Origin of the sequence: Paracoccus limosus, from assembly GCF_009711185.1 — a bacterium.
Lineage (GTDB): Bacteria > Pseudomonadota > Alphaproteobacteria > Rhodobacterales > Rhodobacteraceae > Paracoccus > Paracoccus limosus.
Map to the genome: position 1 here is coordinate 59,482 of NZ_WMIF01000006.1, position 21,608 is coordinate 81,089.

17 protein-coding genes are annotated in these 21,608 nt (G+C 65.8%); 15 read left to right on the plus strand and 2 right to left on the minus strand.

Annotation, left to right across the window (positions count from 1 at the left end; all coding sequences use genetic code 11):
- Positions 1–32: 32 nt before the first annotated feature.
- The 7 genes from GL279_RS06190 (at position 33) to GL279_RS06220 (ending at position 8,227) form a co-directional block, all read left to right on the plus strand.
- Entirely contained in the window at positions 33–407 is a 375-nt protein-coding gene (locus tag GL279_RS06190) for a hypothetical protein (protein ID WP_155063749.1), read from the plus strand.
- Between the two features lie 36 nt (positions 408–443).
- On the plus strand, positions 444–2,393 hold the full coding sequence (locus GL279_RS06195; RefSeq protein ID WP_155063750.1) for a M10 family metallopeptidase: 1,950 nt from the start codon (positions 444–446) through the stop codon (positions 2,391–2,393).
- A 329-nt stretch (positions 2,394–2,722) separates the two neighbouring features.
- The gene (locus GL279_RS06200) at positions 2,723–4,129 is read left to right on the plus strand and encodes a circularly permuted type 2 ATP-grasp protein (protein WP_155063751.1); all 1,407 of its coding nucleotides are present in this window, start codon (positions 2,723–2,725) and stop codon (positions 4,127–4,129) included.
- Between the two features lie 16 nt (positions 4,130–4,145).
- On the plus strand, positions 4,146–5,105 hold the full coding sequence (locus GL279_RS06205) for an alpha-E domain-containing protein (RefSeq protein ID WP_155063752.1): 960 nt from the start codon (positions 4,146–4,148) through the stop codon (positions 5,103–5,105).
- Positions 5,106–5,115: 10 nt separating this feature from the next.
- Positions 5,116–5,991 carry a transglutaminase family protein gene (locus GL279_RS06210; protein ID WP_155063753.1) on the plus strand — a complete coding sequence of 292 codons (876 nt, stop codon included), beginning with the start codon at positions 5,116–5,118 and terminating at the stop codon, positions 5,989–5,991.
- Positions 5,992–6,061: 70 nt separating this feature from the next.
- Positions 6,062–6,787 (plus strand): Ntn hydrolase family protein, encoded by a 726-nt coding sequence (locus tag GL279_RS06215; protein ID WP_155063754.1) that lies wholly within the window; start codon positions 6,062–6,064, stop codon positions 6,785–6,787.
- 51 nt (positions 6,788–6,838) lie between these two features.
- Complete coding sequence (locus GL279_RS06220; protein WP_155063755.1) at positions 6,839–8,227, plus strand: glycosyltransferase 61 family protein; 1,389 nt, start codon at positions 6,839–6,841, stop codon at positions 8,225–8,227.
- Here the strand turns inward: GL279_RS06220 and mutS are convergent.
- On the minus strand, positions 8,219–10,852 hold the full coding sequence (gene mutS, locus GL279_RS06225; protein WP_155063756.1) for a DNA mismatch repair protein MutS: 2,634 nt from the start codon (positions 10,850–10,852) through the stop codon (positions 8,219–8,221). The two genes, GL279_RS06220 and mutS, sit on opposite strands and share 9 nt — an antisense overlap.
- A gap of 145 nt (positions 10,853–10,997) precedes the next feature.
- Here mutS and GL279_RS06230 point away from each other — a divergent pair, with 145 nt between their 5' ends.
- From GL279_RS06230 to GL279_RS06260, 7 genes are all read left to right on the plus strand, one after another.
- Entirely contained in the window at positions 10,998–11,837 is an 840-nt protein-coding gene (locus tag GL279_RS06230) for a hydratase (RefSeq protein ID WP_155063757.1), read from the plus strand.
- Between the two features lie 122 nt (positions 11,838–11,959).
- On the plus strand, positions 11,960–13,063 hold the full coding sequence (locus GL279_RS06235; RefSeq protein WP_155063758.1) for an ABC transporter substrate-binding protein: 1,104 nt from the start codon (positions 11,960–11,962) through the stop codon (positions 13,061–13,063).
- Positions 13,064–13,116: 53 nt separating this feature from the next.
- Entirely contained in the window at positions 13,117–13,965 is an 849-nt protein-coding gene (locus GL279_RS06240; protein WP_155063759.1) for an ABC transporter permease, read from the plus strand.
- Positions 13,962–14,744 (plus strand): ABC transporter permease, encoded by a 783-nt coding sequence (locus GL279_RS06245; RefSeq protein ID WP_155063760.1) that lies wholly within the window; start codon positions 13,962–13,964, stop codon positions 14,742–14,744. The genes GL279_RS06240 and GL279_RS06245 overlap by 4 nt, the downstream gene beginning before the upstream one ends.
- On the plus strand, positions 14,741–15,793 hold the full coding sequence (locus tag GL279_RS06250) for an ABC transporter ATP-binding protein (RefSeq protein ID WP_155063761.1): 1,053 nt from the start codon (positions 14,741–14,743) through the stop codon (positions 15,791–15,793). The genes GL279_RS06245 and GL279_RS06250 overlap by 4 nt, the downstream gene beginning before the upstream one ends.
- Before the next feature lie 150 nt (positions 15,794–15,943).
- The gene (locus GL279_RS06255) at positions 15,944–17,893 is read left to right on the plus strand and encodes a Hint domain-containing protein (protein WP_155063762.1); all 1,950 of its coding nucleotides are present in this window, start codon (positions 15,944–15,946) and stop codon (positions 17,891–17,893) included.
- 214 nt (positions 17,894–18,107) lie between these two features.
- Complete coding sequence (locus tag GL279_RS06260) at positions 18,108–19,349, plus strand: glycosyltransferase (protein WP_155063763.1); 1,242 nt, start codon at positions 18,108–18,110, stop codon at positions 19,347–19,349.
- Here GL279_RS06260 and GL279_RS06265 read toward each other — a convergent pair.
- Positions 19,285–20,052, minus strand: a complete 768-nt coding sequence (locus tag GL279_RS06265) for a WecB/TagA/CpsF family glycosyltransferase (protein ID WP_155063764.1) — start codon at positions 20,050–20,052, stop codon at positions 19,285–19,287. The two genes, GL279_RS06260 and GL279_RS06265, sit on opposite strands and share 65 nt — an antisense overlap.
- Positions 20,053–20,164: 112 nt before the next feature.
- On the opposite strand from GL279_RS06265, the gene GL279_RS06270 reads away from it, so the two are divergent.
- Entirely contained in the window at positions 20,165–21,586 is a 1,422-nt protein-coding gene (locus GL279_RS06270; protein WP_155063765.1) for a hypothetical protein, read from the plus strand.
- Positions 21,587–21,608 lie beyond the last annotated feature (22 nt).

The window sequence follows — 21,608 nt, forward strand, 5'->3', positions numbered from 1 at the left end:
TGCTTGATGCAGCCTGTGGATGAGGCGATGCCATGCGCATGATCCTGACTGTCGCCGGCCTGCTGTCGGCCCTTGCTGCGGGCGAAGCGGGCGCCGCGACCTCGCACCCGGTCCGGCTGGAATGCCGTGGCGGTGCCGTGGCCGAGCCGCTTTGCGCTGCGCTGCGGGCCGAGCTGTTGCGGCGAGGGCACAGTCTGGCTGAGGATGCGCCGCTGCGTCTGGTGCTTTGGGCCGAGGCGCCCGATCCATCGGCGCTGGTGGCGCGCCTTGATCTTGAGGATGACGGCCAGTGGCGACAAGGTGAACCGGGGACATTGGCGGTGATCGACCGCCGCGTTTTGCCCGGTCGCCAGTTACAGGACTTTGCCGCAGCCCTGCTCGACCGGGCCGGCCCCGGGTTTCAATAGATTTGACGATTGTCTTTGGTAAAAGGTGTGCAAACCATGGTCGCAGATGCCGCATTTTCGCAGCTCCGCTCGCAGACGCTGCAATCGGATCCCGCGCTGACCGAGCGCGACGATGCCGCGCCAGACACGTCGACCGAATACACGCTGGCCGTGGGCGAAAGCTTTTCGGGCGAGTTGTCGGGGTCGCATGACATCGACTGGGTCAGGGTCGAGCTTGAGCCCGGCGACTATCTGATCTCGTTGAAGGGCAGTGGCGCTTCGCCGGTGGCCGACACCTGGCTCGGCATCTATGATGCCGCGGGGAACCTGCTCGCCAGCAATGATGACAGCGGCGAGGGGCTGAATTCGCAAGTGGGGCTGCACGTGACCGAAAAGGGCGCTTACTATCTGGAAAGCACCTCCTATGCCAATGTGAACCCGGGCGGCTATACGCTGGCGGTCAGCAAGATGACGGCCTTTACCGTGCCGCAGATCGCGGCGCAGCTGACCGATGGCTATTGGAACAGCCACGGCTACAGTCGCCGCTCTTTTGACGTGGCCCCCGGTGGCACGCTGAACGTGGATCTGTCGGGGCTGACCGCCGCTGGACAAAAGCTGGCCAAGGCGGCGCTGCTGGCATGGACCGATGTGACCGGCATCCGGTTCAACACCGATCCCGGCCCCAATGACAAAGTCCATATCGTGATCGACGACAGTGACTCGGGTGCCTATTCGCAGTCGATCACCTTTGGCGAGGAAATCACCAAGTCCTATGTGAATGTCTCGACGGCTTGGATTGCCTATTATGGCGGCAATTTCGACAGCTATTCCTATCAGACCTTCGTGCATGAACTGGGTCATGCGCTGGGGCTGGGCCATGCCGGCAATTACGACGGCAATGCCACCTATGGCGTCGATAATCATTACCTAAACGACAGCTGGCAGGCGTCGATCATGTCCTATTTCAGCCAAAGCGAAAATAGCTACGTCAACGCCAGCCATGCCTATGTCATGTCGCCGATGATGGCCGATATTGCGGCCATGCGGGCGCTTTATGGCGCGGCCAGCCTGCGCGTGGGCGATACGGTCTATGGCGAGCACAGCAATGCCGGTGGCAATTACGAGATGATTTCCCGACTGCTGGAAACCGGGGCGGGTGGCAATATCGCCTTTACGGTCTTTGACAGCGGTGGCAACGACACGCTGGACCTCAGCGGTGACAGCCAGGCGCAGCGGATCACGCTGGCCTCGGGCGGGATTTCGGATGCCTATGGGTTGATCGGGAATATTTCGATCATGCAGGGCACCGTGATCGAGAACCTGCGCGCCGGATCGGGCAACGATGTGCTGAGCGGCAATGCCGCCAATAACCGCATCTGGGGCGGGGCGGGCGACGATCGCATCACCGGCATCGCCGGCGACGACACGCTGGCCGGCGGGGCCGGGCGCGACACGCTGATCGGCGGGATGGGCAATGACAGCTATATCACCAATAGTCTTGACGTCATCATTGAGACGGCTGGCGCCGGGCGCGACAGTGTCTTTCTGACCGCCGGGCATATGGTGCTGGGCGCCAATCTGGAAAACCTGTTCCTGATCGGCACGACGGCACAGAACGGCACCGGGAATGCGCTGTCGAACCGGCTGGTCGGAAATGCCATGGCCAACCAGCTTATCGGGCTGGCCGGCGCGGACCGGCTGGAGGGCAATGCCGGCAATGACTCTCTGGCCGGTGGACTGGGCAATGACACGCTGATCGGCGGGGCGGGGGCGGATGTGTTCCTGTTCAACCACGGCAAGGACGTGATCACCGATTTTCAGGACAATATCGACGCCATCCGCATCGACGATGCCGTCTGGGGCGGCGGCACGCGCAGCATCGCGCAGGTGCTGTCGGCGGCGCGTGTCGTCGATGGCGATGTCGTACTAACCTTTGGCGCGCATAGCCTGACCATCGACGGGCTGACCAATATCCGGGCGCTGGCCGACGATCTGGTCATCGTCTGAGACGCGCGGGTCGCGGCCCGGACCGGCTGCCCCGACATCGCGGATGCTTTCCCGCGACGTGCTGACCCTGCGCGGGGTGACCGGCCGCCGGGCGCGCGTGGACGATATCGGGATCGCCCCGATGCCCTGGCGCGCGGGCAGGCTGCCGCTTGCCTGTCCAACCCGGCCCCGCCGGTTCCGCACCGCCCGGAATTGATGGGCGACAAGGCAGCCATTGCCTGATTTTGCGTCAAATCGGAACTTGCTTTCAGCTATTTCTGTTGGCCCTGTGGACAGTGCCCGCCCGATTGCGAAGATCATGGGCAGAGGTGAGGGAAGCCGGGGTCAAGATGTATTACAATGAAATGATGGACGGCGCGGCGGTGCGGGCGCCCTATGCCATGCTTTCGGATTGGGTGGCGACGATGCCCTCCGAGATCAGACAGATGAAACAGGCCGAGGCCGAGGCGCTGTTCCGCCGCATCGGAATTACCTTTGCCGTTTACGGCGAAGGCGGCGACCCGGACCGGCTGATCCCGTTCGATATGATGCCGCGGGTTTTCCTGCAAAGCGAATGGCGCAAGCTGGAACGCGGCATCAAGCAGCGCGCCCGCGCGTTGAACGCTTTCCTGCGCGATGTCTATTCACGGGGCGAGATCATCCGCGCCGGCCGTATTCCCGCCCGGCTGGTCTATCAGAACGAGGCCTATGAAAAGGCGGTCGTCGGTTTCGTGCCGCCGCGCGGGGTTTTTTCCCATATCGTCGGCATCGACATCGTGCGCACCGGCCGCGACGAATTCTTTGTGCTCGAGGATAACTGCCGCACGCCCTCGGGTGTCAGCTACATGCTGGAAAACCGCGAAATCATGATGCGCATGTTCCCGGCGCTGTTTCGCAACAACCGCATCGAGCCCGTCGACCAATATCCCGAGCTTTTGCGCCGCACGCTGGCCTCGGTCGCGCCGGCGAAATGCGAAGGCACGCCGACAGTGGTGATCCTGACGCCGGGCCATTTCAACAGCGCCTATTACGAGCACAGCTTCCTTGCGAACCTGATGGGCGTCGAGCTGGTCGAGGGCAGCGACCTGTTCGTGGATGGCGGCTTTGTCTATATGCGCACCACGCAGGGGCCAAAGCGGGTGGACGTGATCTATCGCCGGATCGACGATCCCTTCCTTGACCCCTTGTGTTTCCGCAAGGATTCGATGCTGGGCGTGCCGGGCCTGATGGACGTCTATCGCTCGGGCGGCGTCAGCATCGCCTCGGCGCCGGGCGCGGGCGTGGCCGATGACAAGGCGGTCTATACTTTCGTGCCCGAAATGATCCGCTTTTACCTCGGCGAAGAGCCGATCCTGCAGAACGTCCAGACCTGGACGCTGTGGAAAGACGAGGATTACAAATACGTCATGGCCAATCTCAAGGATCTGGTGGTCAAGGAGGTGCATGGCTCGGGCGGCTATGGCATGCTGATCGGGCCCAAGGCCAGCACCGAGGAAATCGAGCATTTCCGCAAGCTGATCGAGGCCAATCCCGGCAATTACATCGCCCAGCCGACGCTGGCGCTGTCGACCAGCCCGACCTTCGTGGACGAAGGCATCGCGCCGCGCCATGTCGATCTGCGGCCATTTTGCCTGTGCGGTGATCGGGTCGAGCTGGTGCAGGGCGGGCTGACGCGGGTGGCGCTGCGCGACGGCTCGCTGGTGGTGAACTCGTCGCAGGGCGGCGGGGTCAAGGATACCTGGGTTCTGTCGGAATAAGGGGAGGTCGCCAGTCATGCTCAGCCGCACCGCCGCCAACCTGTTCTGGATGGGCCGCCATCTGGAACGCGCCGAAACCGCCGCCCGTCTGCTAGACGTTGGCGCCCGCATCACGCTGTTGCCCAATACCGAAGAGGGCTATCGCAACGAATGGGAATCGCTCTTGCGCGCCTCGGGGGCGCAGGGGCCCTTTGCCGAACGCTATGGCGACGCGATCACGCAAGAGAATATCGAAAGCTGGCTGTTTTTCGATTGCGACAACCCGTCCTCGGTCGCCTCCTGTATCGAAAAGGCCCGCGAGGGCGGGCGCATCGTGCGCACCGCGCTGACCAGTCAGGTCTGGGACGCGCTCAATACCGCCTATCAGGAATTGCGCCAATTGCGCACGGCCTCGCGCGCCAAGCTGGATATGGCGATGCTGACCGATTTCACCACGCGCCACAGCTCGACCGTGCGCGGGGCGATCAATGCCACGCAGCTGCGCAACGACGGCTGGCATTTCATCAATCTGGGCTATTCGCTGGAACGGGCCGATGCCACCTCGCGGCTGCTCGACGTGAAATATTTCGTGCTGCTGCCACGGGTCGAATTTGTCGGCTCGGGGCTCGACAATTACCAATGGCAGGTGATCCTGCGCGCGCTTTCTGCGCATCGGGCGTTCCATTGGGCCTATGGCGGCGACATCACCGCCGCCAAGGTCGCCGATTTCCTGATCCTGAACGGCGAAAGCCCGCGGTCGCTGCTGACTTCGCTTTACGAGGCGGTCTGGAACCTTGACGGGCTGGTGCGGCGCTATGGCGACAGCGCGCCGGCCACCGCCTCGGTCAAGGCGCGGCAGGTGCTGGAATCGCTGATGGCGCGTGACATCGAGGCGATCTTCGACGAAGGTCTGCATGAATTCCTGACCTGGTTCATCGGCGAAATCTCGGCCGTCTCGAACGCCGTCAACGAAGACTATTTCAGCGGCCGGATGTGAGGGGGCGATCATGAAGCTGAAAATCACCCATGAAACCAGCTACAGCTATGACACGCCGGTCGCGGCGCTGGTGCAAAGCCTGCGGCTGACGCCTTCGGTCTATGAGGGGCAGCGGGTCGGCGAATGGCGCATCAGCGTGACCGGTGGCCAGCGCGGCACGGCATTTCGCGACGGCGCCGGCGACTGGATCGAATCCTGGACCGTGCGCGGCCCGGTCGATGAGGTCACCGTCACCATTACCGGCGTGATCGAGACCCGCGACACGGCCGGTGTGCTGCGCGGCCACCGCGAGACGGTCAATCCCATGGTCTATCTGCGCCCGACCCCGGCGACGCGCGCCGATGCGGCGCTGCGCGAACTGGCGGCTGCGGTGCAGGGCGACGATGCGCTGGATCTGGCGCACAAGCTGGCGGCGGCGGTGAACGAGGCGATCGAATATGTCCCCGGCGTGACCGAGGCCGCGACTTCGGCCGCCGAGGCGCTGGCGCTGGGGCAGGGGGTCTGTCAGGACCATGCCCATGCGCTGATCGCCTGCGCCCGCGAACGCGGCCTGCCGGCGCGCTATGTCTCGGGCTATCTGCATTCCAGCGACGACGGCAAGCCGCATGAGGCCGCCCATGCCTGGACCGAGATCCATGTCGGCCCGCTGGGCTGGGTCGGGTTCGATGCCGCCAATGCCTGTTGTCCCGATGACCGCTATGTGCGCCTTGGCTCGGGGCTGGATGCGCAGGACGCGGCACCGGTGCGCGGCATGGCCTTTGGTCAGGGCGTCGAGGCGCTGGCCGTGCGCGTCCATGTCGAGGAGGTGCCGCAGGGTCAGTCGCAGTCGCAGGGCCAGCAGCAGGCCGAACAGGCCAGCCAGTCGCAGGGCCAGCGTCAGCAATAGGCTGTCGTGCTTGGTTGCCAAGGGTCAAGCCGGGTCCTATGGTCGCTGCGATTCTCCGTGAGTGCTGACGATGACCTATTGTGTCGGTTTGAAACTGAACGCTGGGCTGGTGCTTTTGTCCGACACCCGCACCAATGCCGGGCTGGACAACATCTCGACCTATCGCAAGATGTATTTCTTCGAGCAGCCGGGCGAGCGGGTGATCGTCATCCTGACCGCCGGCAGCCTGTCGGTGACGCAGACCGCGCTGGGCCGCCTGCAAGAGGCGGTGGACGATCCCGAAGCGGACGAGACCAGCTCGATCATGAAGGCGACGAGCATGTTGCAGGTCGCCACCATCATCGGCGACACGCTGAACCGCACCCGGCGCGAGATCGCCGAGCAGACCCGCGACCTGAACCAGCAGGCCAGCGCCAGCTTTATCGTCGCCGGCCAGCGCAAGGGCGGCGAGATGCGGCTGTTCCTGATCTATCCGCAGGGCAATTTCATCATGGCCACCGATGACACGCCCTTCCTGCAGATCGGCGAGCATAAATACGGCAAGCCGATCCTTGACCGGGTGGTGACGCCGGAAACCTCGCTGGCCGACGCGCAAAAGGCGGTGCTGTTGTCGATGGATTCGACGCTGCGCTCGAACCTGTCGGTCGGTATGCCGCTGGATCTGGCGGTGATCGAACGCGACGCGCTCTGCATCAGCAGCCGGCGCCGGATACTGGACGGCGATCCGGCTTTCATGGCAATGTCCGCGGCATGGTCGGCCGCGCTGCGGGACAGTTTCGTCAAGGTCAAGATCTAGTCCGGGCCCTTTCGCGCGCATCCCGCACCTCAGGAAGGAAGCGCCCACACCATGTCGCTGGATCTGCGCCGCGAGCCGCTCGACGCCTTTTACATGCCTTCGATCCATCGCGGCCTGTCCTATCTGCCGCCGCGTCCGGGCTGGGTGATCCGCCCGGCGCCCTCGGCCCGGATCGGGCTGCATGCCGCCAGCGACCGCGACGAGGTGCTGGAGATGCAGCAGACCCAGATCGACACCCAGCAGCGCCGGCTTTTGGGCACAGTGATGGAGATCAACGCCTGCCCGGTGGTGCTGGAGCGGGTCGAATATGCCGACGGGGTGGCCGCGATCGACGGGCGCTTCGTGCTGAACGGCGCCGCCGGCGACCGGTTGCGCACGCGCTACGACGTGCAAAACAGTGCGCCGCGCGTGCAGGAACGATTGGCCATCGCCCTGCGCCAAGGCCGCTTTGGCGGCCCGTTCCAGCCGCCGGTCTGGCACGCCGAAAGCGATCATCTGCCCATCGCGCTGGAGCTGCGCAACGGCTTCAACTATTTCCATTTCACCATGGAGACGCTGGGGGCGCTGGCGCATTTCGCCGATGCTCCGGGCCAGCAGCCGATCCATCTGCACATGCGCAAGCCCGAGCTGCGCGACTTCATGCCGGCCTTTGTGCGCGCGCTTTACCCCGAGCTTGCGCCACGGCTCAGCTTTGAAAGCGCGCCGCGCCGCTATGCGGCGGTGCGGTCGGTGTTCAATCATCGGCACTATCTTTATCAGGTGCAGGACAGCCGCATCGACAAGGCCGCCGAGGCGGCGATGGCGCCCGATTGGGCCAATCTGCGCGGCGATATGGTGACGCGGCGGGCGGTGCTGCTGGCGTCCTTTGACAGCTCGCAGCGGCTGTTGCGCGACCGCGCGCTGCGCGTCCTGCCGCGTGCCCTGCTGTCGGGCATGCCCCGCCTGGTCTGGATGGGCCGGGCGCAGGATGGCGCGGCGCGGCAGCGCGAGCTGGCCGGCGCCGGGCCGCTGCACGAGACGCTGCGCGAGCGCGGTTTCGAGACGGTGCTGTTTGAACATCTGCAACCGCTGGAGCAGATCGCCGCCATGCAGGCCGCCGACATCGTTCTGGCGCCCCATGGCGCGGGGCTGGCCAATATGATCTACGCCCGTCCCGACACGCTGGTGATCGAGATCGGCAACAGCCAGACCCAGCTTTACCGCTGGGGCGATTTTCTGGCCGCCGCCCATGTCGCGCGCTGCAATTACGAGACGGTGTTCTGCGACCTGCCGGGCGTCGAGGAACCGGGCAGCCTGCCCACGGTGCGACAGGGCATGCTGGGCATCCGCATCGGCCAGCGCGGCGTCGACACCATCCTGCGGCTGATCGACCGCGACCTGCGCCGGCGTCAGCGCCGTGCGGCGCGTTCGCGGCAGGCCGGGCTTGACGCCTCAGCCTGAGGCCAGCAACCCGCGCAGCTCATAGACCAGATCCAGGGCCTGCCGCGCTGTCATCTGGTCGGGGTCGATGTCGCGCAGCCGCGTCTCAAGCGGCGAGGTCTTGGGCGCGGCCACGGGGGCAGGGGGTGGCGGTGCGGCGCGAAACAGCGGCAAGTCATCCAGCAGCGCCGCCGGCCGGGCGCCATCGCGGGCACCGCTTTCCAGCTGGTGCAGGATCTCGCGCGCGCGTTCCACGACGGCGGGCGGCAGCCCGGCCAGACGCGCCACCTGCACGCCATAGCTGCGGTCGGCAGCACCCTTGCGGACCTCGTGCAGGAAGATCACCTCGCCCTCCCATTCGCGCACGGCGACGGTGGCGTTCTCGACCCCCGGCAGCTTGGCCGACAGCGTGGTCATCTCGTGATAATGCGTGGCGAAAAGCGCGCGGCAGCGGTTGGTGGCATGCAGATGCTCCATCACCGCCCAGGCGATGCTGAGCCCGTCCCAGGTCGCGGTGCCGCGCCCGATCTCGTCAAGGATCACCAGCGCATGGTCATCGGCCTGGTTCAGGATCGCGGCGGTCTCGACCATCTCGACCATGAAGGTCGAGCGGCCGCGTGCCAGATCGTCGGCGGCGCCAACGCGGCTGAAAAGCTGGCTGACCAGACCGATATGGGCGCGGCGGGCGGGGACAAAGGCGCCGGCCTGCGCCAGAATGGCGATCAGCGCGTTCTGGCGCAGAAAGGTCGATTTGCCGGCCATGTTCGGACCGGTCAGCAGCCAGATCGCCGGGGTCGGCCCTTCGGTCAGCGCGCAATCATTGGCGACAAAGGCCTCGCCCTTGCGCTTCAGCGCGCGCTCGACAACCGGGTGGCGGCCGCCCTCGATGACAAAGGCGCGGCTGGCATCGACCTGCGGCTGCACCCAGCCCTCGCCCGAGGCCAGATCGGCAAAGCCGGCAGTCAGGTCGATCTCGGCCAGCGCCCGGGCCGCCTGACCGATGGCGCCCGAGGCGTCCAGCACCGCCTGCCGCAGCCGGGCAAAGATCCCCCGCTCGATTTCCAGCGCGCGGTCGCGGGCGTTCAGGATGCGGGTCTCCAGCTCCGACAGCGCGACCGTGGTAAAGCGGATCTGGTTGGCGGTGGTCTGGCGGTGGATGAAACGTTCGTTCAGCGGCGGCGCCAGCATGCGTTCAGCATGGGTCGAGGTGGTCTCGATGAAATAGCCCAGCACGTTGTTGTGCTTGATCTTCAGGCTGGTGACGCCGGATTCTGCGATATAGTCGGCCTGCATCCGGGCGATGACGCCACGGCCCTCGTCGCGCAGAGCACGGGTCTCGTCCAGTTCGGGATCAAAGCCCGGCGCGGTAAAGCCGCCGTCGCGGGTCAAAAGCGGCGGCTCGGCCACCAGCGCCTCGTCCAGCAGGTCGATCAGATCATCATGGCCGGTCAGGTCGCGGGCGGCCTCGGCCAGCACGGCGATCTCGTCATCGCCCAAGAGCGCGGCAATGGCCGTCCCTTGCGTCAGCCCGGCCCGGATCGCGGCCAGATCGCGCGGTCCGCCCCGGTCCAGCGCCAGCCGCGACAGCGCGCGGTCCATGTCGGGGGCGCGGCTCAGCGACTCGCGCAGATCGGCGGTCAGGCGCGGATCGCCGGCCAGATGCGCCACCGCCGCCTGCCGGGCATGGATCTGGTCCAGATCGCGCGAGGGTGCGCTGATGCGCCGCTCCATCAGCCGTGCGCCGCCCGCTGTCACCGTGCGGTCGATCGCCGCCAGCAGCGAGCCTTCGCGCCCGCCCGACAGCGCTTGCGTCAGTTCCAGATTGCGCCGGGTGGCGGCGTCGATCTGCATGGCGCCGCCGGGGGATTCGCGCAGCGGCCGGCGGATCAGCGGCATTCGCCCCTTTTGCGTCAGTTCGAGATAATCGGCGATGGCGCCCATGGCCGACAGCTCGGCGCGGGAAAAGCCGCCAAACCCCTCCAGCGTCTCGACCCCGAACATCGCGCACAGCCGGCGGGTGGCGCCGCCGCTGTCGAAACTGCCGGCGGGCAGTTCGGTCAGGGCCGCGCCGGCCTCGCGGGCGGTCTCGTCCAGCCGGCTACCTTCGGCGGCCAACAGCTCGCGCGGGGCGTGGCGGGCCAGTTCGGGTGCCAGTCGGACCGGAGGGCAGGGCATGACGCGGAATTCGCCGGTCGAGATATCGACCCAGGCCAGCGCGGAATCGTCGCGCACGCTGGCGAAACTGGCCAGAAAATTGTGCCGCCGCGCCTCAAGCAGCGATTCCTCGGTCAGGGTGCCCGGCGTGACCAGCCGCACCACGTCGCGGGCGACCACCGATTTTGCCCCGCGCTTGCGGGCCTCGGCCGGGTCCTCCATCTGCTCGGCGATGGCGACGCGAAAGCCCTTGCGGATCAGGGTCAGCAGGTAGCTTTCGGCGGCATGGACCGGCACGCCGCACATCGGGATCGGCTCGCCCAGATGGGTGCCGCGCTTGGTCAGCGCGATGTCGAGCGCCGCCGAGGCCGCCATGGCATCATCGAAGAACATCTCGTAGAAATCGCCCATGCGATAGAACAGCAAAGCGCCGGGATTGGCCTCGCGGATCGCCAGATATTGCGCCATCATCGGGGTCGGTTGGTCGCTCATGTCCTGCCCTGTTCTGTCGGGTAAGCCCTTCTAGGGGATGGGGCGGGGGATGCAAACCGTCTTGGCGCATAGGCAAAAATTCCGCCGTGACAGCGGCTGCGGCTTGCGGCAACGTCTGCGGCTGAAACTTTTGCAGGAGCGGCGGATGAGGGTGTCGATCGCATGTGCCAGTCTTGCCCTGCTGGCGCAGCCGGCGCTGGCGGCCTGCCCGGACGTGTCGTTGATGCAGAACGCGGCGCGGGGCTGGATCGCGGGACAGCGGCTGGTCGATCCGCTGGTCTGGAACATGCAGGACGCGCGCTGCGCCTATGACAGCTTTCGCGGTGTGCTGCAGGCGCAGCTGGGCCCGCCGGTGGGGGTCAAGATCGGCATGACCTCGACCGAGGCGCAGCGCCGCTATGGCATCGCCGAGCCGATCGCCGGCGCGCTGTTTGCACCGATGCTGCGCCCCGATGGCAGCCGGCTGAGCCTCGCCGGCAGCCGCAACCCGCTTTACGAGGCCGATCTGGTGGTGACCGTGGCCAGCCCCGCGATCATGCAGGCCCGCACCCGCGAGGATGTGGTCCGGGCGCTGCGCGACGTGCGCCCCTTTATCGAGCTGCCCGATCTTGCATGGCCGCAGGGGCAGGTGCCGACGGCGCCGCTGCTGGCGGCCTATGGCGGCCTGCCGTGGCGCGGGGTTCTGGGCAAGCCGGTGCCGATCTCGGAACTGGCCGATCCGGTGGCCGATCTGGCGCAGATGCAGGTGGTGCTGAAGGTCAATGGCACACCCGTGGCGCGGGGGCGGGGCGATCAGATCATGGGCCATCCGCTGGACGCGCTGCTGTGGCTGGTCCAATGGGGCGGCTATGATCTGGGCGAGGGCTCGGTGGTGTCGCTGGGGTCGCTCAGCAGCCTTGGCCGCGCCCTTCCGGGGCAGCGGATCGAGGCCGAATACATCCTGGGCGGGCACCCGATGCGGGTGGCGGTGACGCTGGTGCCGTGACCCTGCGGCAATCCGGGAAAATCCTTTGCTTTGCTCGCGTTCCTGTCGCAACACTGTCATTGGGCATCGCTAGGGGGCAGGTCATGCCGCCCATCGCGGCCAATACGCAACGGAGTTTGACAATGACCATCCAATCAACCGCCGCCGGGCTTGCCGCCATCGGCCTGCTGAGCGCCTCGGTCGCCTCGGCGCAGGACATGGCCGCGCTGGAGCAGGCCGCCAAGGCCGAGGGCATGCTGACCACCATCGCGCTGCCGCATGACTGGTGCGGCTATGGTGCGGTGATCGATGGGTTCAAGGCGAAATACCCCGAGATCAAGGTCAACGAACTGAACCCCGATGCCGGCTCGGCCGACGAACTCGAGGCGATCCGCGCCAACAAGGACAACAAGGGCCCGCAGGCGCCCGACGTGATCGACGTCGGCCTGTCCTTTGGCCCGCAGGCCAAGGCCGAGGGGCTGATCCAGCCCTACAAGGTCGCGACCTGGGACACGATCCCCGAGGACGCCAAGGATGCCGAGGGCTATTGGTATGGCGACTATTACGGCGTCATGGCCTTTGGCGTGAACTCGGACCTGATCGAGCAGGCGCCCAAGACCTGGAAAGACCTCAGCAAGCCCGAATACAGCAGCGCATTCGCGCTGGCCGGCGATCCGCGCGCCTCGGCGCAGGCGATCATCTCGGTCATGGCGGCCGGCATTGCCAATGGCGGCGAGCCGGGCGAGGCCTCGGGCCAGAAGGGCATGGAGCTGATGGCCGCCGTGAACAAGGCCGGCAACTTCGTCCCGGTCATCGGCAAGTCGGCGACCATCGCGCAGGGCGCGACCCCGATCGTCACCGCCTGGGACTACAACCTGCTGAGCTGGCGCGACGGGCTGAAGGGCAACCCGCCGGTCGAGGTGATCATCCCCGAGGACGGCGTCGTCGCGGGCGTCTATGTGCAGGCGATCTCGGCGCATGCGCCGCATCCGAACGCCGCCAAACTGTGGATGGAATACCTGTATTCGGACGAGGGTCAGCTGGGCTGGCTCAAGGGCTATTGCCACCCGATCCGCTTCAACGATCTGGTCAAGAGCGGCAAGGTTCCGCAAGAACTGCTGGACGCGCTGCCGCCGGCCGCCTCTTATGAAAAGGCGATCTTCCCGACCCTGGCCCAGCAGGAGGCCAACAAGAAGGTCGTGACCGAGGGCTGGGACAAGGTCGTCGGCGCCGCCGTCAAGGAATAAGCCAGGGGCGTCCCGCCCCCTTTGCCGGGGGCGGGGCGATCCGGCAGGGAGACATGATGAAGACAGGCTGGAACTGGTTGGGCGTCATGCCCTTTTTTGCCTTTGCGGCGCTGTTTCTGATCCTGCCGACGATGAACATCGTCATCGGCGCGTTCCAGAACAGCGAGGGCGGCTTTACGCTGGCCAATCTGCAGGGGCTGACCGCGCCGCGCATCGTCGACAGCTTTGCCATCTCGATCAAGGTCTCGCTCGCCTCGGCGATCCTGGGTTGCCTGATCGGGTTCGCCATGGCGGCGGCGGTGGTGATGGGCGGCTTGCCGGGCTGGATCAAGGCGCCGCTGATGACGTTTTCGGGCGTGGCCTCGAATTTTGCCGGCGTGCCGCTGGCCTTTGCCTTTATCGCGACGCTGGGCCGCGTCGGGCTGGTGACCATGCTGCTCAAGCAATGGTTCGGCATCAACATCTATGCCATGGGCTTCAACCTGCTGTCCTTCTGGGGCCTGACGCTGACCTATCTGTTCTTCCAGATCCCGCTGATGATCCTGATCATCACCCCCGCGCTGGAGGGGTTGAAGCGGGAATGGCGCGAGGCGGCCGAGGTGCTGGGCGCCAGCACGTCGCAATATTGGCGCATGGTGGCGCTGCCGATCCTGTTCCCCTCGCTTCTGGGCACTTTCGCACTGCTCTTTGCCAACAGCTTCGGCGCGGTGGCCACGGCCTATGCGCTGACCGGATCGTCGCTGTCGATCGTGCCGATCATGCTGTTTGCGCAGATCCGCGGTGACGTGCTGCAGGATCCGCATCTGGGCTATGCCATGGCCTTTGGCATGATCCTGGTCACGGGGCTTGCCAATCTGGCCTATGTCATCATGCGCACCCGCGCCGAGAGGTGGATGCGATGAAACGCCTGTGGTCATGGGCGGCGCTGGTCATCGGCGCGCTCTATTTCCTGCTGCCGCTGATCGGCACCATCGAATTCTCGCTGCGGATGCGGCGGGGGGCATATTCGCTGGACGCCTATCGCTCGGTTCTGGCCGATCCGGCCTTTCGCGCCACCTTCGGCTATTCGGTGATGATGGCGCTGTTGACCATCGTGCTGGGCGTCGTGCTGGTGGTGCCGACGGCCTACTGGGTGCGGCTGCGCCTGCCGCGCCTGCGCCCGGTGATCGAATTCGTCACCCTGCTGCCACTGGTGATCCCGGCCATCGTCGTGGTCTTTGGCTATATCCGGCTTTACAACACCAGCTCGATCCTGCCGCTGACCGGCACCGCCGGCGGCACCAATATTCTGCTGCTGTGCGGCTATGCCACGCTGGCGCTGCCCTATATGTATCGCGCCGTCGATACCGGGCTTTCGACCATGGACGTGCGCTCGCTGACCGAGGCGGCGCAATCGCTGGGCGCGGGCTGGGTGCGGATCATAGGCCGGCTGATCCTGCCCAATGTGCTGGGCGCGGTGATGTCGGGCGCGTTCCTGTCCTTCGCCATCGTCATCGGCGAATTCACCATGGCCGCGCTGCTGAACCGGCCGGCCTTCGGCCCCTATATGCAGCTTCTGGGCGCCAACCGCGCCTATGAGCCCGCCGCTCTGGCCGTGATCGCCTTTGCCGTCACCTGGGGCTGCATGGGCGTGATGCAACTGATTTCCCGCCTTGCGGGTGTGCGAAAGACCGCGACATGAGCTTCCTGACCCTTGACCATCTGCAGAAATCCTTTGGCGACACCAAGGTCGTGCATGACTTTGACATGCGCGTCGAAAAGGGCGAGTTCATTTCCTTTCTCGGCCCGTCGGGCTGCGGCAAGACCACCGTGCTGCGCATGGTGGCCGGGTTCGAGACCCCCAGCGCAGGACGCATCCTGATCGACGGTCAGGACGTGACCGGGCTGCGCCCGAACCAGCGCCAGATCGGCATGGTGTTTCAGGCCTATGCGCTGTTTCCCAACCTGACCGTGGCCGACAACGTGGGCTTTGGTCTGAAGGTCGCGGGCGTGCCCCGCGCCGAGCGCGGCCCGCGCGTGGCCGAGATGCTGGATCTGATCGGCCTGCCGCAGATGGGCGGGCGCTATCCGTGGCAGTTGTCGGGCGGCCAGCAGCAGCGTGTGGCCTTGGCCCGTGCCCTGGCGCCGCGTCCGCGCGTGCTGCTGCTGGACGAGCCCTTGTCGGCGCTGGACGCCAAGATCCGCGTCAGCCTGCGCAACCAGATCCGCGAGATTCAGCAGCAACTGGGCATCACCACCATTTTCGTCACCCATGATCAGGAAGAGGCACTGTCGATTTCCGACCGCATCGTGGTCATGCACCGCGGCGTCGCCGATCAGACCGGCACCCCGCGCGAGATCTACAACCACCCCACGACCGATTTCGTCGCCAATTTCGTCGGCACGCTCAACCGCTTTCCGGCCGAGGTGCTGGATGCGGCCACGGGCCGGCTGCGCGTCGGCGGCACCGAAATCGAGCTGGGTCGCCCGGTCGGCCCGGGCCCGCTGGTGCTGGCCGCCCGCCCCGAGGGGCTGGTGCTGGCCGAGACCGGCATTCCCGCCGAGGTGACCGGGGTCGAGTTCCTTGGCTCGGTCCAGCGGCTGCGCGCGCGCGCAGCCGGGCAGTCGATCGTCATGGACCGGTTCAACGCACCCACCGCAGCCCTGCCCGCGCCGGGAGAGACGGTGCATCTTTGCCCGCTGCGTTCGCATTGGATGGTGCTGGCCCAGCCCGAGGCCGAAATTGTCTGACCGGCCGAGGAAACTGTCCAAAAGGACAGCTCATCCTTACCCTGTCATGTCGTTTAAATCGGCATCAAGGCCGCGGTTCCGAATCGCCTTGTCCTGAAGGCTGTTGTTCGCGCGCTTTTGGTAAAACTGTATATTTGGAGAGCGATTTAGATGAGCGTTATTGACGGAACCGATGGCAACGACAGCCTGTCCGGCACCAGCGCCGACGACACCATTCTGGGCGGTGCGGGCGACGATACGATCAACGGCGGCGGCGGCAATGACAGCATCGACGCGGGCACCGGCGCCGATCGCGTGTTCTGGAACGAAAGCGCCGGCGGCGGCACCTCCAGCAATCTGAACGGCGGCTATGGCGACGAGAATTTCAACTCGGACCCCTATTCGCACAATGGTGGCGACACGCTGAGCCTGAACCAGTCGGCCGGCCCGCATGACGGGCTGAACGTCACGCTGACCGACAGCGAATCCGGCACGGCGACCAATGCCCAGGGCGACCATGTCTCGTTCACCGGCTTCGAGCGCATCCAGACCGGCGGCGGCAATGACAGCGTTGACGCCAGCGGCGCGACCCATGCGCATCTGGACTGGGACAATCACGGCATCGGCATCCGCGTCTATACCGGCGCCGGCGATGACACCGTGGTCGGCAGCAACATGACCGATTACATCAGCACCGGCGACGGCGACGATCTGGTGCATGGCGGCGGCGGCAATGACGTGATCGAGACCGGCTCGGGCAACGACACCGTCTTTGGCGAGGGCGGCGATGACGGCATCCGCTGGGGCAACGGCAACAGCGACAGCCCGGTCGGCAATGATGTCTATGACGGCGGCACCGGCCACAACACGCTGAACGCCTGGCAATCGACCTGGAACGGCGATGGCGTCAAGATGGTGATCAATGCCGGTGGCAGCGGCACCGTCGATGCGCAGGGCGGCGTGCAGGGTCATCTGGATTTCAGCAATTTCCAGAACTTCCTGACCGGCTCGGGCAATGACACCATCGACGCTTCGGGCGCTGATGGCATCAAGATCTTTTCCTCGGACGGCAATGACTCGATCATCGGCAGCGATGGCAATGACACGCTGGAAGGTGGCTGGGGCGCCGATACGCTGATCGGCGGCAAGGGCGACGACGTCATCTCGATGAACGGCGACTTCTTCCGTCTGGACGGCACTGCCTCGCTGGATTCGCAGGCCGATACCGTGGTGCTGGAGGATGGCTTCGGCAAAGACACGCTGATCGGCTTTTCCTTCGGCGACAGCGTCGATGGCTGGGGCGGCCCGGCGCAGGCGGATGTTCTGGATGTCAGCGGTCTGCATGATGCAGATGGTAATCCGATCTCGATGTCCGATGTCGGCGTGCGCGAAGATGTCGATCAGTTCGGCAACCATTTCGCCGTCATCAGCTTCCCGAATGGCGAAGAGCTGTGGCTGCCGGGGGTCGATCCCGACACGCTGACGCCTCATCGCCTGCATCAGATGGGCATTCCCTGCTTCTGCCGCGGCACCCGCATCCTGACGGTCTCGGGCGAGGTGGCGGTCGAGGATCTGCGCGTCGGTGATCTGGTGCGGACCCGCGACCATGGCCTGCAGCCGGTGCGCTGGATCGGCGGCCGGGCGCTGGATCGGATCGATCTGGCGGTTTCGCCCAAGCTGCGCCCGATCCGCATTGCCGCCGGGGCGCTGGGTGATGGCATGCCGGCCAACGATCTTCTGGTCTCGCCGCAGCACCGTATCCTTGTCCGTTCGGCCATCGCGCAGCGCATGTTCGGCTCGGACGAGGTGCTGGTGGCGGCGCGGCAACTGCTGGCGCTGGACGGGATTGAGGAGCTGACGGTGGATGCGGTGGAATATTTCCACATCCTGTTCGACCGGCACGAGATCGTCGTCTCGAACGGTGCGGAAACCGAATCGCTGTTCACCGGCCCCGAGGCGCTGAAGGCCATTGGCCCGGAAGCCGCCGAAGAGATCTTTGCCCTGTTCCCGGAACTGCGCGCCGAAAGCGCCCAGCCGGTGCGACCGCTGATCCCCGGCGCCAAGGCGCGGCAGATGGTCGAGCGCCATCAGCGCAACGGCAAGAAGCTGGTTCACGGCTAAGAACAGATCCCCGGGGTGGGTCCAGTGGATTCGCCCCGGCATCCGTTCTGCGTGGCGTTCCTGTCGGCCGCGTTGGTGAGCAGCCCGCGCAGGGCGCATGTGTCACCAGAAAAACAATCCCCGGAAGAATATTGCAATTGTGATCGTGCGCACCTGCCCACATTCTGTATGAATGTGCCTGTGCTGGCAGTTTTGCAGTCAGGGATAGGGTGAGATGGTTTTGGGTCGGGGTGAATTGACGCTGTTCGCAGCGGTTCCGGCAGCGCGGATGCCGGATGGCCGGCTGCTGATGGACGAGAAATTCGTCTCGGGCATGACGCTGCATGCGCAGCGCTGGGACGGGCCGGTGCGCGCGGTCATGCGCGATCTGGGCAAGGGCGCCTTGCCCTTTGCCGCGCCGGTCGATCCGGCGACTCTGCCCTTTGCGGTGACGCTGCTGGCGCAGGACGCACCGCTGGAAAGCGCTCTGGGCGATGCGCCCGGTGTCATCCTGGCCTCGGCCGATATGGTCGATCAACTGGCGCTGGGGGCTGCCGCGCGGGCGCGGGGGCTGCGCGTCGTCTATGGCATCGAATATACGCTGGAGACGCGGCTGCGGATCGCCGGGCTGGACCGCGATCGCAACCTGCCGCGCCGGCTGTGGTCGATGCTGTGGAACATCCGCGCCGAGCGCGCGCGCCGACGCGAGCTGCGGCTGGCCGATGGCATCCAGCTGAACGGTTTCCCGGCCGAAGGCGCCTATGCGCGGCTGAACGCGCGGCCGCTGCGCTATCTCGACAACCGGATGAGCACCGGGATGCTGGCCACCCCCGCCGAGATGGCCGCCCGTCGTCAGCGCCACGATCAGGGCCAGCCGCTGCGGTTGATCCATTCGGGCCGGCTGGAGCGGATGAAGGGCGGGCATCTGCTGATCCCGCTGGCGCGGGCGCTGCGCGATCGCGGCATGCCGTTCAGCCTGACGATCTATGGCACTGGCGCGCTGGAGCCCGAGATCCGCGAAGGTATCGCGCGCGAGGGGTTGGCCGGGCTGGTGCAGCTGCACGCGCCGGTGCCCTTTGAAACTGGCCTTGTGCCGGTCTCGCGCCGCGAGGCGGATGTGTTCGTCAGCTGTCACATGCAGTCGGACCCCTCCTGCACCTATGTCGAGGCCATGGGCTGCGGCCTGCCGGTGGTCGGCTTTGCCAATCACATGCTGGCGGCTCTGGCACAGGACAGCGGGGCGGCATGGTGCCTGCCGATGGGCAATGTCGAGGCCATGGCCGGGCGCATCGCCGAGCTGGACCGTGACCGCACCGAGGTGATGGCGCGGGCCGAGGCCGGGCTGGACTATGCGCGGCGCCATGATTTCGGCATCGAATTCGACGCCCGCATGGACCATCTGGCTGCCGTGCTCAGCCCGCGCGATTCCGGCCGCGCTGCCGCAGGGCGGCCGCAGCATGTCCGGGCAGGATCGTGAAGCCACGGGCATAGCGTCCGGCCAGCCGGCGCGGGTTCGACAGCATCCGCCACAGCCATTCCATCTTGACCTGCCGCACCAGTTTCGGCGCGCGGCGCTGATGGCCCGACAGAAAGTCGAGCCCGGCGCCAATCGAGGCAAAGCCGACATTGCCCAAGGCATCGCGGGCGCGGATGGCAAAGATCTCTTGCCGGGGCGCGCCAAGCGCCAGAAAACACAGCCGAGCGCCGGATTGGCGGATGCGCTCGATGATCTCGGCGCCTTCGTCGCCCATCGGGTCAAAGGGAAAGCCCGGCGCATGGGTCAAGGTGACGCGCAGCCCCGGCACGCGTTGTTCCATCGCGCGGGCGGCCAGCGCCAGCGAGGTCTCGCTGCTGCCGATCAGCCCGATGGGCAGGTCTTGGGCTGCGGCCTCGGCCGCCAGCGGCAGCACCAGATCCGAGCCGGGTGCCAGCCGGACCGGCTTGCCGGCCAGCCGCGACAGCCAGACGATGGGGTTGCCATCGGCGCAGACCAGATCCTGCGCCGCATAGGCCCGGCGAAAGGCCGGTTCTTCGGCCAGACGCTGCAAATGATCGACGTTGATCGTCGCCAGAGTAAAGCCTGAATTCTCGTTCAGGTTGCGGCGAACTTGCCGCAGAAGTGAGTCAGAATCTGGACAATTGATCCGAACGGCATTGCCGTCGGGAAAGCTGAACTGCATGATGCAAATCTATCCGGCCTAGGTTGTGGGCAGGATGGGTCGCGCGTGGCCGGAATGCAATCCGCTTTCGCGCGAACCGTCACGAAACCAGTCGTAGTCAGGGGAATGGCTGTTGCCCGCCTTTGCGTTCATGATGCTGCTGCTTTGGCCGGCGGTCACGGCGGTGATCTTTGCACGCATGGACAAGCAGGCGGCGCTGGTCTGCACCATCCTGCTGGGTTACCTGATCCTGCCGCCGCTGATCGACATCGACCTGCCGCTGGTGCCGGGGATCGGCAAGCCGATGATCCCGGCGCTCTCGGCGGCGTTGATCCTGTTCCTGCGCCGCGACATCCCCGACGAGGTGCCGCGCCCGCCCGAATACGGCACGCTGGTCACGGTCCTGCTGGTGCTGGTCATGGTCCAGCCGATGCTGACGGCGCTGACCAATCCCGACACGCTGTATGACGGAATCAACGTCCGGCCCGGCCTGACGATTGCCAATGGTCTGGCCGATACCATGCTGGTCTATATGCAGATCCTGCCGTTCCTGCTGGGCTTTCGCTGGCTGTCGGACCTGCGCGGGGCCGAGTTGCTGATGCGCGGCCTTGTCACCGGCATCCTGTGCTACAGCCTGCTCATGCTGTTCGAGATGCGCTTCAGCCCGCAGTCGAACATCATCGTCTATGGCTATTTCCAGCATGATTTCAGCCAGACGGTGCGCTATGGCGGCTTTCGCCCCATCGTGTTCCTTGAACATCCGCTGTGGGTGGCATTGATCACCATGTGGGCGTTTTTGTCGGCCATCGTGCTGGCGCGGGGCAATCCGACCCGGCGCAACGTGCTGATCGCCTGTTACCTCGGCTGCATTCTGGTGCTGTGCAAGACCGCCGGGTCGCTGATTCAGGCGATGATGGCGGCGCCGCTGATCCTGCTGGCGCGGCCAAGGGTGATGGTGCTGGTGGCGGCGCTGGTGGGTTCGGTTTCGCTGGCCTATCCGATGCTGCGGGCTTCGCCCATGTCGCCGATGCAGGCCATCGTCAACACCGCCATGGCAGTTTCGCCCGAGCGCGGGCGTTCGCTGGAGTTCCGTCTGGTCAACGAGGAAAAGCTGCTGGAGCGCGCGCTGGAACGGCCGGTGCTGGGTTGGGGCGGCTGGGGTCGCTCGCTGTTCTACGACCCGGTGGACGGTAAGCTCAGCGCCATCCCGGACGGGGTCTGGGTGATCTGGATCGGCGCCAAGGGGATCCTTGGCTATATGGCAATCTTCCTGCTGCTGCTGACGCCGATCTGGACGATGATGCGCGCCATTCCGGGCGGGAAGGGCAGCGGTCGGAAATATGAGCTGCTGGTGATGGGCTGCCTGTCGCTGATGGTGGCGATGAACTGTCTGGACCTGCTGCCGAACGCAACGCAGACGCCGATGACATGGCTCGCGGCCGGGACGCTGTTGGGCAATGCCAGGCGGTTGCTCAAACATGCGCCCCAGCCCGATGCAGGGCCTGTCGCGGTGGGCAGTCTGCCTAAAAAGGCAGGCATTCGAACAGTTTTATAGGTTGGTTCAAACCCGCCGAGGC

Excerpts from the sequence above, each read along its gene's own strand:
- GL279_RS06190 (WP_155063749.1), top strand. The coding sequence starts at position 33 with ATGCGCATGATCCTGACTGTCGCCGGCCTGCTGTCGGCCCTTGCTGCG.
- GL279_RS06195 (WP_155063750.1), top strand. The coding sequence starts at position 444 with ATGGTCGCAGATGCCGCATTTTCGCAGCTCCGCTCGCAGACGCTGCAA.
- GL279_RS06200 (WP_155063751.1), top strand. The coding sequence starts at position 2,723 with ATGTATTACAATGAAATGATGGACGGCGCGGCGGTGCGGGCGCCCTAT.
- GL279_RS06205 (WP_155063752.1), top strand. The coding sequence starts at position 4,146 with ATGCTCAGCCGCACCGCCGCCAACCTGTTCTGGATGGGCCGCCATCTG.
- GL279_RS06210 (WP_155063753.1), top strand. The coding sequence starts at position 5,116 with ATGAAGCTGAAAATCACCCATGAAACCAGCTACAGCTATGACACGCCG.
- GL279_RS06215 (WP_155063754.1), top strand. The coding sequence starts at position 6,062 with ATGACCTATTGTGTCGGTTTGAAACTGAACGCTGGGCTGGTGCTTTTG.
- GL279_RS06220 (WP_155063755.1), top strand. The coding sequence starts at position 6,839 with ATGTCGCTGGATCTGCGCCGCGAGCCGCTCGACGCCTTTTACATGCCT.
- mutS (WP_155063756.1), bottom strand. The coding sequence starts at position 10,852 with ATGAGCGACCAACCGACCCCGATGATGGCGCAATATCTGGCGATCCGC.
- GL279_RS06230 (WP_155063757.1), top strand. The coding sequence starts at position 10,998 with ATGAGGGTGTCGATCGCATGTGCCAGTCTTGCCCTGCTGGCGCAGCCG.
- GL279_RS06235 (WP_155063758.1), top strand. The coding sequence starts at position 11,960 with ATGACCATCCAATCAACCGCCGCCGGGCTTGCCGCCATCGGCCTGCTG.
- GL279_RS06240 (WP_155063759.1), top strand. The coding sequence starts at position 13,117 with ATGATGAAGACAGGCTGGAACTGGTTGGGCGTCATGCCCTTTTTTGCC.
- GL279_RS06245 (WP_155063760.1), top strand. The coding sequence starts at position 13,962 with ATGAAACGCCTGTGGTCATGGGCGGCGCTGGTCATCGGCGCGCTCTAT.
- GL279_RS06250 (WP_155063761.1), top strand. The coding sequence starts at position 14,741 with ATGAGCTTCCTGACCCTTGACCATCTGCAGAAATCCTTTGGCGACACC.
- GL279_RS06255 (WP_155063762.1), top strand. The coding sequence starts at position 15,944 with ATGAGCGTTATTGACGGAACCGATGGCAACGACAGCCTGTCCGGCACC.
- GL279_RS06260 (WP_155063763.1), top strand. The coding sequence starts at position 18,108 with ATGGTTTTGGGTCGGGGTGAATTGACGCTGTTCGCAGCGGTTCCGGCA.
- GL279_RS06265 (WP_155063764.1), bottom strand. The coding sequence starts at position 20,052 with ATGCAGTTCAGCTTTCCCGACGGCAATGCCGTTCGGATCAATTGTCCA.